The sequence below is a fragment of the Streptomyces sp. NPDC090045 genome (assembly GCF_044747975.1).
Classification (GTDB): Bacteria; Actinomycetota; Actinomycetes; order Streptomycetales; family Streptomycetaceae; genus Streptomyces.
Genome location: NZ_JBIVFA010000003.1, coordinates 106037 through 120237 on the forward strand (window position 1 = coordinate 106037; position 14201 = coordinate 120237).

The 14201-nt window shown below is 71.1% G+C and carries 7 protein-coding genes and 1 pseudogene; 2 read left to right on the forward strand and 6 right to left on the reverse strand.

What is annotated here, in order from left to right; translation table 11 throughout:
- Positions 1-150: 150 nt before the first annotated feature.
- Positions 151-1158: an MASE1 domain-containing protein gene (locus ACIPYQ_RS09500; RefSeq protein ID WP_401247995.1), complete on the reverse strand. Its 1008-nt coding sequence runs from the start codon at positions 1156-1158 to the stop codon at positions 151-153.
- A gap of 99 nt (positions 1159-1257) precedes the next feature.
- The gene (locus tag ACIPYQ_RS09505; RefSeq protein ID WP_401247998.1) at positions 1258-2580 is read right to left on the reverse strand and encodes a PP2C family protein-serine/threonine phosphatase; all 1323 of its coding nucleotides are present in this window, start codon (positions 2578-2580) and stop codon (positions 1258-1260) included.
- Between the two features lie 303 nt (positions 2581-2883).
- On the opposite strand from ACIPYQ_RS09505, the gene ACIPYQ_RS09510 reads away from it, so the two are divergent.
- Positions 2884-5352, forward strand: a complete 2469-nt coding sequence (locus ACIPYQ_RS09510) for a SpoIIE family protein phosphatase (RefSeq protein ID WP_401248001.1) — start codon at positions 2884-2886, stop codon at positions 5350-5352.
- Between the two features lie 14 nt (positions 5353-5366).
- On the opposite strand, the gene ACIPYQ_RS09515 is transcribed toward ACIPYQ_RS09510, so the two are convergent.
- Positions 5367-6812 (reverse strand): SDR family NAD(P)-dependent oxidoreductase, encoded by a 1446-nt coding sequence (locus tag ACIPYQ_RS09515; protein ID WP_401248004.1) that lies wholly within the window; start codon positions 6810-6812, stop codon positions 5367-5369.
- Positions 6813-6897: 85 nt separating this feature from the next.
- A complete protein-coding gene (locus ACIPYQ_RS09520; protein ID WP_401248007.1) occupies positions 6898-7971 on the reverse strand; it encodes an amidase domain-containing protein in 1074 nt (357 codons plus the stop codon).
- Positions 7972-8406: 435 nt separating this feature from the next.
- Between ACIPYQ_RS09520 and ACIPYQ_RS09525 the strand changes: the two genes are divergently transcribed.
- Complete coding sequence (locus tag ACIPYQ_RS09525; RefSeq protein ID WP_401248010.1) at positions 8407-10371, forward strand: transglycosylase domain-containing protein; 1965 nt, start codon at positions 8407-8409, stop codon at positions 10369-10371.
- Positions 10372-10443: 72 nt separating this feature from the next.
- On the opposite strand, the gene ACIPYQ_RS09530 is transcribed toward ACIPYQ_RS09525, so the two are convergent.
- A complete protein-coding gene (locus tag ACIPYQ_RS09530) occupies positions 10444-11763 on the reverse strand; it encodes a hypothetical protein (protein ID WP_361759449.1) in 1320 nt (439 codons plus the stop codon).
- Positions 11764-12698: 935 nt separating this feature from the next.
- Positions 12699-14126, reverse strand: a pseudogene (locus tag ACIPYQ_RS09535) (S8 family serine peptidase); the annotation flags it as partial.
- Positions 14127-14201: the final 75 nt, after the last annotated feature.

Below are 14201 nucleotides of genomic sequence, written 5' to 3' on the forward strand. Positions count from 1 at the left end.
TCCCCTCCCGGCAGGTCAGGCGCGCACCCTGATCCGCGAGCGGCCTGTCTGCGAGGTCGGACGGCAGCCTGACGACACCTGCGGCCGAGGGATGCGTGCCGGCAGGCCTGCCGGTCAGGGCAGGGACCCGGGCTGCCGGTCCGTGACCGGCTAGTCGGTTCGTCCGCTGCCCGCTTCCGGCTCGCCCCCACGATCGGGGAGCCTGGGATGCCGGTCACCGGCGGTGGCCTTGGCCACCATCTCGGACAGCAGGCTGCAGGCTCGCGCGATCTCCTCCTGGGTCTGGTTGCGCTGGCTGACGGCAGCCGCGACCAGCAGTGCGGTCAGCGAGGAAGAACCGTTGAAGGCCTGCAGGGTGATCATATTCGTGAGCAGGTCATGACCGGCGAAAGCGCCCGAGCCGCGGGCGGCGGCGACGATGGCGAAGGTCGACACGGACAGGGCGCAGAGCGCGGCCCCGGCCAGCTGGAACCGGAAGGCCGCCCAGATCAGCAGCGGGAAGCCGAGGAACATGAGCGGCGTGTCGCTGGTCTCGAGGAAACCTACGCAGACAGTGGCTGCCAGGAGCAGCAGTCCCTCCGCCCAACGGGACGGCCGCGCGTGTCTCGGCCAGCGTGCGAAGCGGAGGACGAGCAGGACGGGCGTCACCACCAGGACGCCCATCGCGTCGCCCGTCCACCAGACCGACCACGTCGGCCAGAACTCCTCGGCGCTCAGCGCACCGGCGAGGGCCAGGGTCCCGCTGCCCACCGTCGCGCTGATCAGCATCCCGGTGAGCGCACCGAGAAAGATCAGCCCCAGCGCATCCTGCAGACGGTCCAGTTCCGTACGGAACCCCGTACGACGGAGCAGCGCGTACGAGCAGACCGGCGCGAGGGTGTTGCCCGCCACGATCGCGAGCACGGCCGGGATCGACGGGCCGAGCGGGACGTTGACCAGGAACGCGCCCAGCGCGATTCCGGGCCAGACCCGCAGACCGCGCAGGAGCAGGCTCGCCAGGGCGATGCCGGTCGGCGGCCACAGCGGGGTGACCTGGCCTCCCACCAGTTGCTGGATCAGTCCCAGCGTGGCGGAGCCGTAGTACAGCGCGGCGACGGCGCAGATCTCCAGGGCGGTCAGACCGGCCTGCCGGAGCCGTTCAGGCCGCGCAGCAGCCATCAGGCGACACCTCCGCATCGATATCGCCCCGAGGTCCATCATCCGCCGGATCCCTCGGATCCTCCAGGGCGCTCCTGAGCCGGGGGTGAGACACGGCGATCAGAGGTGCGGGGTGCGCAGGGCGAGGATGGCCAGGTCGTCGTGCCCGTCGCTGGGGTGGTGGTCGGCCAGAGCCTGAACGAACTCCTGCAGGGGCAGGGCGGCGTACCGGGTGGCGAGATCGGTGAGCCGGTCGAGACGCTCGTCGATGGGGTGCTCGGGATGTTCGACCAGCCCGTCCGTGAAGAAGACCACGGTGGCGTCCGGAGGCAGGAAGCGGGAGTGGTCGGGGCGGGGCTGCTCGGGGTCGACCCCGAGCGGTACCCCGGGCTCGGCGAAGAGGTACTCCGCCGGGTGCCCGGGGGTGATCAGCAGGGGTGGGACGTGGCCCGCGCTGCTCCAGCGGAGTCGCCAGCCCGGTTCCTCGGGTTCGATGCGCGCCAGGGTCGTGGTGGTGACGGGATTGCTCGTGATGGCCTGCAGGGTGCGGTCGAGCTGGGCAAGAATGGCGCTGGGCGGATGGCTCTGGTCGAACAGCAAGGCCCGCAGCATGTTGCGGGTGGAGGCCATGGCGGCCGCGGCCTCCAGATCGTGACCGATCACGTCACCGATGACGACCGCCACGACGTCGTCGGCCAGCGGGATGGCGTCGTACCAGTCCCCGCCGAGTTGACTGGGCTCGGCGGCGGGCCGGTAGATGGCGGCGGCGGTGAAGGGCCGCAGGTCCGGCAGGGTGGGCAGCAGAAGCCGTTGGAATTGCTCGGCTCCGAGGCGAACGCGTTCGAACAGGCGGACCTTCTCGATCGCGATTCCGGCGGCACTGGCCAGGGCGACGACGACGTTCTCGTCATGGACGTCGAAGGGATGTCCGTCGCGCCGCTCGGAGAGGTAGAGGTCGCCGTAGATCTCGCCGCGGACACTGATGGCGACGCCGAGCAGAGTGTGCATGTGCGGGTGGCCGGACGGGAAGCCGGTGGACGACGGATGGGCCGAGATGCTGTCGACCCGCAGGGGTTCGGGGTGGTGGATCAGGTGCCCGAGGACGCCCAGACCGCGGGGCAGACCGGTCTCGGCGAGATCGGCGCGTTCCTGCTCCGACAGACCGGCGGTGATGAACTGCTCCAAGTGCTCGCCGGACTCGCCGAGTACGCCCAGTGCCCCGTAGCGGGCGCCGACCAGGTCCATGGCGGTGGTCACGATGCGGCGCAGCACGTCAGGCAGCTCCACCTCCTGGCTGATGGACACCACCGCATCCAGCAGGCCCTGCAGGCGGTCCATGGAGGCCAGCAGGGAGCGAAGTTGCTCGTCGATCCTGGCCAACTCGGTACGCAGACGCACGTGCAGGTCGGGAAGGTGCGGCTGCCCCGGGTGTTTCCCTTCCATCCGACCCCTCACCTGAGCGGTGCATTCCGGTCTCCTGACACGACCCGCTGACACGACCCACACGACCCTGATCGATCGAGACCACAGCGTGGCACGGAGATACCGGCAAAACAGTCATTACTCCGAAGGTGGCATGCCACTCCGAGGGCTGCGCCGCCCCCTCTGCCGACGTGCGGCGGCGCGGCGATACTGAAGGTGAGCCGACTGCTCAACCCCTGATTTCTGGTCACTCTGGGTAGTCGCCGCGGCGATGCCCGCTGTGCGGTCCGTTCGGCAGGTCGAGCAGGTCGAAGGGTGGCAGCGATGGACGCACCGGCGCCGGGATCGGGCGAGGTGCCCGAGGACCCGTTCGCGCTGCACAACTCTGCCTCGGCGGTTCTGGACGATCACGGCAGGATCGTCGGCTGGAGCGAGCGCGCACAGGAGCACCTCGGCTACCCGCCCGATGAGGTGCTGGGCCGCACGGCCTTGGAATTCTTGTTCGACTCCCGCGACTATGAGGTGGTCCGGGACGCAGCGGCCGCGTGCGAGCGCGACGGCGGCTGGTCCGGCGTCCTGCCCGTCCTGCACCGCAGCGGGCGACGGATCGAGCTGGGTTTCCGCGCCCGCGCCGTCATCCGCGCCGGCTCGGCCCGCGAGTGGCTGCTCGTCGTCGCCCCGGCGGCGGAGGTGCTCCGGTGGGAGACGGACCGGTCGGTCCTGGACGGTCTGTTCCAGCGCTCCCCGATCGGTCTGTCCGTCCACGCCCCCGATCTGAGCATCCTGCGGATCAACCGGGCACTGGCCCGGTTCACGCAACTCTCCGCGGCGGAGATCCGGAGCCGAAGCATCGGTGACTTCCTCATCGGTCCGGACGTGAAGACCATCGAAACCCGGCTGCGACGGGTGCTGGAGACGGGCGCCCCCCTGATCTTCACCGAGCAGCCCTGCCGCCTGAGGAGCGACCCCGACCACGAGCGGGTGGTGTCGGTGTCGGCGTTCCGGATGGAGGACCCCGCGGGCGGGATCCTCGGAGTCACCCAACTGGTCGAGGACGTCACCGACCGCTACCGGGCCCGCCGGCGGCTCGCCCTGCTCAATCGGGCGAGTGCCCGCATCGGGACCACACTGGATCTCGGCCAGACCACCCGGGAGCTGGCCGACGTCGCCGTCCCCGACCTCGCGGACGCCGTCTCGGTGGACCTGCTGGAGTCGGTCGCCCGAGGCGACGAGACCGCCGAGGAGCCGAGCGGACCGGTCCGCAGAATGGCCGTCCACTCGGTCGTGGCAGAGGCGCTCCGGGTGATGTACGCCGACGGAGAGGTCTTCCGCTTCGACCCTCGCACCCCGCAGGCCAGGTGCCTCGCCGAACAGCAGTCCATCCTCGAGCCAGAGCTCCGGAGCAGCCCCGGCTGGTACTTCCAGGACCAGGAGCGCCGACGGCGCGCCCTCGACCTGGGCGCGCATTCACTGATCGTCGTACCGCTGACGGCCCGCGGTCTGCTCCTCGGCCTGCTCAGCCTGTGGCGGGCCGATCGGCCCGAGCCGTTCGAGGAGGACGACCTCACGCTCGCAGAGGAATTCGCCGCACGGGCCGCCCTGTGCATCGACAACGCCCGCCGCTACACCCAGCAGCATCAGGCCGCGTTGACCCTGCAGCGCAGCCTGCTGCCGCAGGCGTTGCCCGCGTACAGCGCGGTCGAGGTCGCGCACCTCTATCTGCCGGCCGATCCCGCCACCGGCGTCGGCGGCGACTGGTTCGACGTCATCCCGCTCTCCGGAGCACGCGTCGCCCTCGTCGTCGGTGATGTCGTCGGCCATGGCCTGCACGCCGCGGCCACCATGGGCCGCCTGCGCACGGCCGTACACACCCTGGCCAGCCTCGACTACGCTCCGGACGAGGTCCTCTCCCACCTGGACGACCTGGTCAACCGCCTGGCAGCCGAGCAGGAGCCTGCCGACGGACGCCCGCGGGGCCAGCAGATCGTCGGCGCGACGTGCCTCTACGCGGTCTACGATCCCATCTCCCGGCGCTGCACCCTGGCCCGGGCGGGTCACTTGCCCCCCGCCGTGGTGACCTCCGACGGCACGGTGAGCCTGCCCGACCTGCCCGAGGGGCCGCCGCTGGGGCTGGGCGGACTTCCGTTCGAGTCCGCCGAACTGGAACTCGCCGAGGGAAGTCTGCTGGCGCTGTACACGGACGGCCTGGTCGAGGCCCGTGGCCTCGACCTCGACGAGGGACTCTCGCGGCTGCGAGAAGCCCTGTCCCGGCCCGGCCGCTCGCTGAAGGAGACCTGCACGGACGTGCAGAACGCCCTGCTTCCGGATCACCCGCCGGACGACGTCGCCCTGCTCCTCGCCCGTACCCGCGTGTTGGCGCCGGAGCAGGTCGCCTCCTGGGAACTGCCCGCGGAGCCGACCGCCGCCGAACGGGCACGGCGCCTGACGGAGACCACACTGACCAGGTGGGGCCTGGGGGAGCTGGCCTTCACCGCCGAGCTGGTCGTCAGTGAACTGGTCACCAACGCCTACCGGTACGGCGGCGGCACGCCGGTGACCCTGCGGTTCATCCGCGACCGCAGCCTGATCTGCGAGGTCTCCGACCGCAGCAGCACCGCTCCGCACCTACGACGGGCGCGCACCACCGACGAGGGCGGGCGCGGCCTCTTCCTGGTGGCCCAGCTCACCGAACGATGGGGCACCCGCTACACCCGGGACGGCAAGACCGTCTGGACGGAGTTCCCCCTTGTCGCGGTACCGGAAGGGCCCTCCGTGGCTGTGGCGCACCACTGAGGACGCCGGAGGGATCACCATGGGACCTGCTGGTAGTCCTTCAGGAGGACGCCGTGGATGGGTGCGCCGGCCTGCCCTTGCACAATGGGGTGGTAGACGCGGGCGGCGCCGTCGACGATGTCCAGGGGCGGGCGCCAGCCGGTGGCGGCGTGCCGCTTCCGGGCGGGGAGGGGTTTCTCGTCGGTGACCCAGCCGGTGTCCACGCTGCAGGTGTGGATGCCGCGGGTGGCCAGGTCGGCCGCGCTGGTGCGGGTGAGCATGTTCAGGGCGGCTTTGGCCATGTTGGTGTGCGGATGGGCGCTGGTCTTGTTGCGCACGGTGAACTGGCCTTCGACTGCCGAGACGTTGATGAGGTAGCGGTGGGGGTGCGGGGAAGCGTCGAGAAGGGGGAGCAGGCGGTCGGCGAGCAGGAACGGCGCGACGGCATTGACCAGTTGGACTTCCAGCAGCTCGGTCGGGTCGATCTGGCCCAGCCGCAGGGTCCAGGAGTTGGCTGCGGCCGTCTCGGGCAGCAGGCCCGCCTCGTCGACGCCCTCCTGCGGCAGGGAGGTGGCCACCGGGGCATCGGCCGTGGGTGCGGTACCGGCCAGGGCGCAGGGCGCTCGGAACCGCGGGGCGAGCTCCGCCGTCCACGGCAGAGGCGCGGTGCGTGGGCCCGGTACGGAGAATCCCGGAGCGGTCCAGATCTGTGGCGGGGTGAGGGACGCGGGGGTCGGTGCGGGTTCGGCGGCGGACAGCGCGGCGTACGCCTCGGGAGAGCGGCGCAGGGTTTGGGCAGCGTTGTTGATCAGGACGTCCAGGGGCAGCCCCTCGGAGAGCATGTGGTCCGTGAAAGCGAGCACCTGCCGGGGATCGCGCAGGTCCAGGGCGGCGATCCGCAGCCGGTGCCACCAATCCGCGGCGCCGGGGGCCGCCGCGAACCGGCGCACCGTGTCCTGGGGGAAGCGGCTGGTCACCGTGAGCTCGGCGCCGTCCCGAAGGAGCATCAGCGCGACCTGGAAGCCGATCTTGACGCGCCCGCCGGTCAGCAGCGCACGACGGCCGGTGAGGTCGGTGCGGGTCGTGCGGTGGGCGAGGTTCTCGCCGGCGCATTCGGGACACAGCAGGTGGTAGAACTCGTGGACGCGCCGGTAGTGGTTCTTGCAGACATAGCAACGTTGCGGGCGGTTCAGCAGTCGTGACCACCCGCCGCCGTCCGGCGTACGGTCCGGCGGGGCCGGTGCGGGGGCGGGCAGTGCGGCGTCCATGACGCGGTCGCAGGCGCCCATCGGGGTGGCGGCGAGCAGCTCCGCGTCGGCTGCGGCTCGTGCCGCGCGTGCCTCGGCACGGCGTCGGAGGCGGCCGTCGCGGACGAGTTCGCCGGCGGCCTGTTCCAGCAGACGGCGCTGAGCGTGGTCCAGGGGTAGCTGCCGTGCCTGGTGGATCAGGTCCAGGCAGGTCTGTATGCGCTCGCTGTCCATGGGGTGCCTTAGGTGTGACGGATCGTTCGCGACGGCTTCTCCTGCCGCGGGGGGTTCCGCGGCAGGAGAAGCCGAAGGCTACCCGTCAGGTGCGGTACGCGAAGTAGACCGCGTCCGGGTAGGACGCGATGATGCTCGCGAGGGACTTGCGATAGGTGTTGGTGGAGTGGTAGGTGAGGTACGGCATTCCCGCATTGCTGCGGTACGTCACCATCATGGAGTGGTCCTTGGACCCGTCCTTGTTGAAGTCCACCTGCACGATGTCACCGACGTCCGTCTGGTAGACGTTGGCCAGATTGGCGGCCCGCTGGTTGGACAGCGTGAACCATGCCCACTCGTTCGCGCCGACCCAGGAGTCGGACTGGCGGGTCTTGTCGTACCACCAGTTCCGGTAGTCCGACGTGGAGCCCGGAACGGGCTTCCAGCCGCCCGCCTTCAGCGCCTGGCTGATGAAGTTGGTGCAGTCGCCCCCGGCGCCGTTGAACTTGCGGTACGCCGGGTTGTAGTTGCTCCAGTACTTCTCCGCGTACTTCCCCATGGCGGCGTAGTCGTAGGCGCCGCCGGTCTTCGCCTTGGGCTTGGCCGGGGCGGGGTACCGGGTGGACGCGGGCGTGCCGTCCGGGTACTGGTTGCCGTCGTCCTTGACGGCCTTCGTCTTGGTGGCCACCGGCTCGTTGATCGCGACGGGGCCGCTGTCCTGAGACGTGATCGACGTGAGTTCCCAGCCGCCGCCCCGCTTGCTGGTGAGGATCAGTTCGTAGCGCGTCCGGAAGTCGGTGGTGGCCGGCTCGTCGCCGCGCAGTTTCTTGTAGGTGAGCGTGGTCTGCTCGGTGACCTGGACGGTCGCCTTCCCGCCCGCGACCATGGCACGGTCGACGGAGACGCGGGTGTCGGCGTCCGTGTAGGCCTCGCCGAGATCCGCAAGCCGTGTCCTGCGGGACCGCAGCGACGAGATCGCGGCCTCCTCGTCCTTCTTCAGCTGGGCCGACATCCGTGTCTTCGCGGACGTCTGGCCGGAATTACGGTTTCCTGGCTGATCTTCGACCAGGGCCTGGGTGCGCTGGGAGAGCACGTCGTCGGCCATGCGGGCGAAGGCATCGGAGGTGGCTCGATCGGCCGCCTCGGGGCCGGTGCCCGCACTCGCCGAGTACGCGAACATGCTGCCGGTGGCCAAGGCTACGGTCAGGGCCGCGATGGCGGCGGGCCTGAACCTCTTAGGTATCACTGTGGTTCCCCTTGTCACCCGGTACACACGAACCGGGGGACGGCATCGTCGCACAATTGGGCGACTCCTTCGTTGCGTTCCGCTTCCTCGACGGCCGCCAGGCGCAGTCGCCCCGTCTGCAGGGCGGCCTGCCTCCGCTTCACCGCAGGTGGCGAACCGCTCCCGCCCGCGGCGGGGAAGCGGCCACCACCCGGCAGGCCTCACAGCAAATGCATCTAGGGTGTGCGGGAAAGCACAGCACAGGGGGCATTCGAAGTGGATAGGCAGGATTCGGCTGCAAGAGGGCGAGCGCGGGGAAAGTCGGGGGCGCGTCGCCGTCCCCGGGAGGGAGCCGGCCGGCTCGGCGCCCTGGCACCGGCCGTCGATGTGGTGCGCAAGCAACTGCGGCGCCTGCGGCCCGCCTTCCCGAGACCGGGCCGCACCGGCTGGCGCCGGTGGATACCCTCGTGGCGCCAATGGCTGGGTGCCTGCGTGTACGCGTTCCTCGCCATGGCGGGCGTCGTCACGTACGCCTACGCCACCACGGACCTACCCGACGACATCAACTCGTTCGCCACGCAGCAGGACAACGTCTACTACTGGGCCGACGGCACCACGATGGCCCGGACGGGCTGGGTCAGCCGGCAGGAGATGCCGCTGGACAAGGTCCCTCCCAAGGTCCAGGGAGCCGTCCTGGCAGCCGAGAACTCGAGCTTCTACTCGGATCCCGGAGTCTCGCCGGCCGGCTTCCTGCGCGCCGTGGGCGCCGCGGTGACCGGGGGTGAGACCCAAGGCGGCTCCACCATCACGCAGCAGTACGTGAAGAACGCCTACCTGAACCAGGACCGCACCCTGTCGAGGAAGTTCACCGAGGTCCTGCTCGCAGTGAAGCTGGACAACCAGAGGGAGAAGAAGGAGATCCTCCAGGACTACCTCAACACCAGCTGGTTCGGCCGCGGCACCTACGGCCTGCAGCGCGCGTCCCAGGCGTACTACGGCAAGGACGTCTCGCAGCTCGACGTCAGCGAGGGCGCCTTCCTGGCCTCCCTGCTCAAGGGCGCCGGACTGTACGACCCCGCCCTCAGTCCGGAGAACCACGAGCGGGCCGTCGAGCGATGGTCGTGGATCCTGGACCGCATGGTCGAGACCGGCCGGCTCACGCGCGCCGAGCGGGCGACCTACACGAAGTTCCCCGAGCCCACGGGCGCGTCCCTGCCCGGCGCTCCCGGCGCGCAGACCGGCTACCTGGTCGAGCTGGCCAAGGCGTACGCGATCAAGACCGGCCACATCCCGGACGCCGAGTTCGACCTCGGCGGCTACCAGATCTACACGACCTTCGACAAGGCCCGCATGACGGCCCTGACCGCCGCCGTCCAGGAGACGCAGAAGGACTTCGACGCCGGGCGACGCCCCGACACCGACAAGAACGCCAGGATCGGCGCGGCGAGCGTGGCCCCGGACGGGCGGCTGCTCGCCGTGTACGGCGGCCCCGACTACCTGAAGCAGGGCTTCAACGAGTCGAACGCGACGACGATCCCGGTCGGCACGGCGCTCACGCCGTTCGTCTACGCCGCCGCGCTCGAGGAAGGGGTGGTGCGCACGCGCGGCAAGGACCGCACGCCCGTCTCCCCTTCCACCATGGCCGACGGCAACGACCAGGTGACCGTGCAGACGCCCGAGGGCCCGTACTGGGACCGCAGCGGCAAGGTGGTGAAGGGCCGCAACGACGGCGGCCGCAACTGGGGTCAGGTGACCTTGAGCCAGGCCGTCGCCAATTCCATCAACACCCCCATGCTGCAGCTCGGCCTCGATGTCGGCCTCGACCGGGTGGAGTCGTTCGCCGAGCGTTCGGGCTTGCTCGGATCGAGCCTCGGGCCTCGGATTCCCACGTTCGCACTCGGGGAGAACTCGACCCCCAGCGCGATCCGCATGGCCGGCGCCTACGAGACGTTCGCCGCCGACGGCATGCACACCGACCCCTACTCGGTGCGCTCGGTCACCCGCAACGGCGCCGCGATGCCGCTCGATGCGCCGAAACCGACCCGGGCCGTGAAGGCCGAGACCGCCCGCGCGGTGACGGACGCCCTGCGGTCCGCCGTCACCGAGGGATCGGCGAAGGCGGCGGCCAAGGCGCACTCCGGCGCGGCCGGCAAGACGGGAACCACGGCCACGAACACGGCGGGCTGGTTCGTGGCCAGCACCGAGAAGGAGTCCACGGCCGTGGTGGTCTACCGGATGGCGCTGACCGACCTGGTGCCGCAGCCGCTGACGGGTCTGGGCGGCGACACCCCGAACACGCCCGGCAGCGACCGGGCGGTGCGCCTGTGGGCGGACTACATCAAGGCGGTGAAGTAGGCCGGGCGGCGCGCGCCGCCCGGCGGCCCCGCTCGGCGGCCGCGGGCCCGGCCCGGCGGCCGCCGGGGCCGACTACTTGACCAGCGTGGTCCAGTCCGGCGCCTGTGCCGGGTCGAGCATGCGCAGCTGGCCCAGAACCTTCGGGTCCTGGACGTCGAGCCAGTCCGCAAGTTCCCGGAACGACACGCAGCGCACGTCCTGGCGCGGACAGACGTCCTTCATGACGTTCTCGACGGCCTTCATGTAGATGCCGCCGTTCCAGTCCTCGAAGTGGTTGCCGATGAACATCGGCGCCCGGCTGCCGTTGTAGACGCGGTTGAAGCCGTTCATGTACGAGCCCCGGACCTGCGCCTGCCACCCTGCGAACTTCGCCGGGTCGCCCTGGGTGCTGTCGCCCGACTGGTTGAACAGGAAGTTGAAGTCCATGGAGAGGACCTGCACCTCCTTGCCCTGCAACGGCACGAGCTGGAGGGGGAAGTTCCATATGCCGTCCTGCTTGGCCGGCCACAGCTGGAAGTCTCCCGAGGAACTCGCGTCGTAGCGCCAGCCGTACGGCTTGATCGCGGTCAGGAGGTTCTTCTGGCCCTCGAGGCACGGGGCACGGCCGCCGACGATTTCCCGGTCCGGGTCGAAGGGCAGCGGCGCCTCCTTGGTGAAGCCGGTGTTGGTCTTCCAGTTCTTGATGAACGAGTACGTCTGGTCCGTCTCGCTCTTCCATTCGGTGGCGCTCCACTCCCCGCCGCCCTTGGGCCCGCAGAAGTGCCCGTTGAAGTGCGAACCGATCTCGTTGCCCTCGTTCCAGGCGCCGCGCAGCTGCCCGAGGGTGGACTTGATGTGCGGGACGGTCGGGTACGAGATGGCGGCCGCCCCCTGGTTGTGCTGCGGCGGGTGGTAGAGCGACTTCTTGCTCTCCGGCAGCAGGTAGATGCCCGTGAGGAAGAAGGTCATGTGGGCCTTGTTCTCCCGGGCCACCTCGCGGAAGTGGGAGAACAGGTGGTCGTCGCCCTCCAGCGCGCCGTCCCAGGAGAACACCACGAACTGCGGCGGCTTCTCACCGGGCTTCAGCCGCTCGGGCTTGAGCTGTCCCGGCTGCGGTCCGGTGTAGGAGGTGGAGCCGTCTCCCAGGACCTTGACCTTGCCGTCCCAGGCCTCCTCCGTCGCCTTGGCGGCGGCTGCCCCCTCGGCCGCGGCACCCGGCGCCGCAAGCTGCGCGTCGGCGTCGGTGGTCCCGGAGGGCCGCCCCATGAAGGCGTACGCGGTGGCGGCGACCCCGCCCAGGGCGATCACGGCCACGCCCATGCCCAGGCGCCTGCGGTTCCGCGCCTTCCTGCGGACCTTGCGGCTGCTCCGGGACTCGGCCCGCGTGCCTGCAGCGGTGTCGGTATCGGCCATCGCTATTCGTCTCCCCCTGCTCACCGCAGCAGGGCCGCGCGTGGATGGTTCGTACGAATATAGAACTTGTCGGCACTCCTCCCGTACCTCGAGCCACTCTTGTACGACGCTTCACAGCCAAACCATAGCTCCGGGGCAAGCCGGTCCGGCGCTCCCGACCCCAGGCCTTCACGCTGGTCGGGGCGAACCCGGGAGTCTCAGCGGAGGGGCTCGCGCCCGGCCGTACGGCAGATTACGGACAAAGGGCCGCGACGCGACGCGACGCACCGACCGCCAGGGGGTGGTCTTCGCCGAGGACGGTCGCGGCGGCACGCAGACCCCGGGGCCGTACTTTCGTCGGCTCGTGCCCGGAGCGTGAGTGACCTTCGTCCCGTGCGGGGCGGTCGTAGGGCGGCCGGCGCCGTTCATCGGGCCGAAAGTCCCTGGCAGACGGGACCTTCGGCGGCCGGAGCCCCTCCTCCGCCCTGTGACGATCTTGCTCCACACGAGGAGGTCGCGGGCCCGCGTCTGCGGCATGGGCCCGCTGGGACGGATGGGAGACAACCGTGATGCATCTACCGCCTTTTGAGGAGTTCATTCCGGAGACGGATTCCTGCCTGTGCGCGGGCTGCCGGCGGCGCCCCCCGGCGGCGGTCAAGGGTCTGGTACCCCGGGCCCGTACGGTGCTGGGCGCGGTGACGGTGGTGGGCACGCTGGCCGCGGGCTCGGCCGTGCTGGGCGGTGTGGCCTCCGCGGCTCCCGGCCCGGCGCCGGAAAGGGGGTCGACCGCCGTGCGGCAGTCGTCCGACACCGAACAGGGGGCGGGCGAGCAGCCGTTCGGCAAGGGGAGGGGCGGTGAGGCGCGCGCGGCCGTCAGGGCGGAGCCGATCACCAGCCAGGAGATCATGCGGAGGGCGCAGGTCTGGGTCGACGCCCAGGTCCCGTACAGCACGAGCCTTGAGCAGCGCGGCGGCGCCCGCGGCGTGCGGGGTGGACATCGAGGTTCCGGACATGGAGACGTAACCGTCCGGGTCCTCGCCGGCCCGGCCGGCCTCGTCAGCGGAGCCACCGCCGGGGAGGGCCGCCGCGGTGATGTCGACGCCCGGCGCGGTGACGTCCGGCTTGATCGCGCCGTCACCCTCGCGCGGGCCCGTGCCGGAGAACGGGGCGAGGGCGTCGGTGTCGTCGACCGCGCCGACGGTGAGCGCGGCGTCCGCGCTTCCGGGGGAGTCCACGGTGGCGGAGCCGAGCTCTCCCCTGTTGCCCGCCGCGATGGTGAACAGCACCCCCCGGTCGGCGCTCAGCTTGTTGACCGCCTCCTCGACCGGGTCGATGCCGGGCCAGTCGGTGGTGCCGAGGCTGAGGTTGACGACCTGAGCGCCCTGGGCGACGGCCCATTCCATGCCGGCGATGATGCCGGAGTCGTCGCCGAAGCCCGAGTCGTCGAGGACCTTGCCGTTGAGGATCCCGGCGCCGGGGGCCACGCCCTTGAACTTCCCGCCCGACGCGGCGCCCGTACCGGCGGCGATGGAGGCGACGTGGGTGCCGTGCCCGAACCGGTCCTTCGCGTCGTCGGAAACGGAGAAGTTCTGCTCCGCCAGGACCTTTCCGGTGAGGTCGGGGTGGGTGGAGTCCACTCCCGTGTCGAGGACGGCGATCTTCACGCCGGTTCCGTCGTACCCCGAGCTCCAGGCCCGGTCGGCGCCGATCTGCCGGGTGCTCCTGTCGAGGGTGGCGGCGCGTACGCCGTCCAGCCAGACCTTGTCGATGCCGGGGGCCAGGCCGCGGTCCGTGCCACTGGCCGTGCCGCGCGTACGGGAGCCGGCGGTCAGGGCCTGCCAGGCGGCGGCCGCCCGGTCGGCGCCCGCGCTGACCGCCTCGGCGCCGAGGAAGGCGTACGTACGGTCCACCCGGAGCCCGTCGGCGGCGCGCAGGGCGGACCGGCCCGCGGGCGCGGCCCCCTGCTCGTAGCGGACGATCAGCCGCAGCCGGTCCCCGCCCCCCGGGGCCCGCCGGTACTCGGGCCGGCTGAGCTCGGTGACGTCGAAGAGGCGGGCGTCGAGCCGTCCGGAGAGGACGAGGCGCCGGGCGTCGGCGGGGACGAGGCTGGTCCGGCCGTTGTCGCGTTCCACCGAGACGGGTATCTTCTCGCGGCCCGGGGCGGGCCGGAAGCCGACGGGGCGGCCGTCGGCGTCCACGGTGACGCGGTCACCGGTGATGAGGGTGAGGTGGGTGAGGCCGGCGGACGCGGGGCGGTCCGACGGCCGGTCCGCCCCTGCCGGAGCGGCGGGCGGGGCGGCCCCGGCGGGTGTGGTCGGCCCCACTGCGAGAACGAGGGCGGCGAGGGCGGCCGACGCGCCCGCCCTCGCCCCCTTCCGCCTGATGCGAGGTGTGCGTCGCACGTCGATTTCCCCCTGGGCGATCGGTGATCGCCGGCCTGACGCTCTCGGCCGACGGAT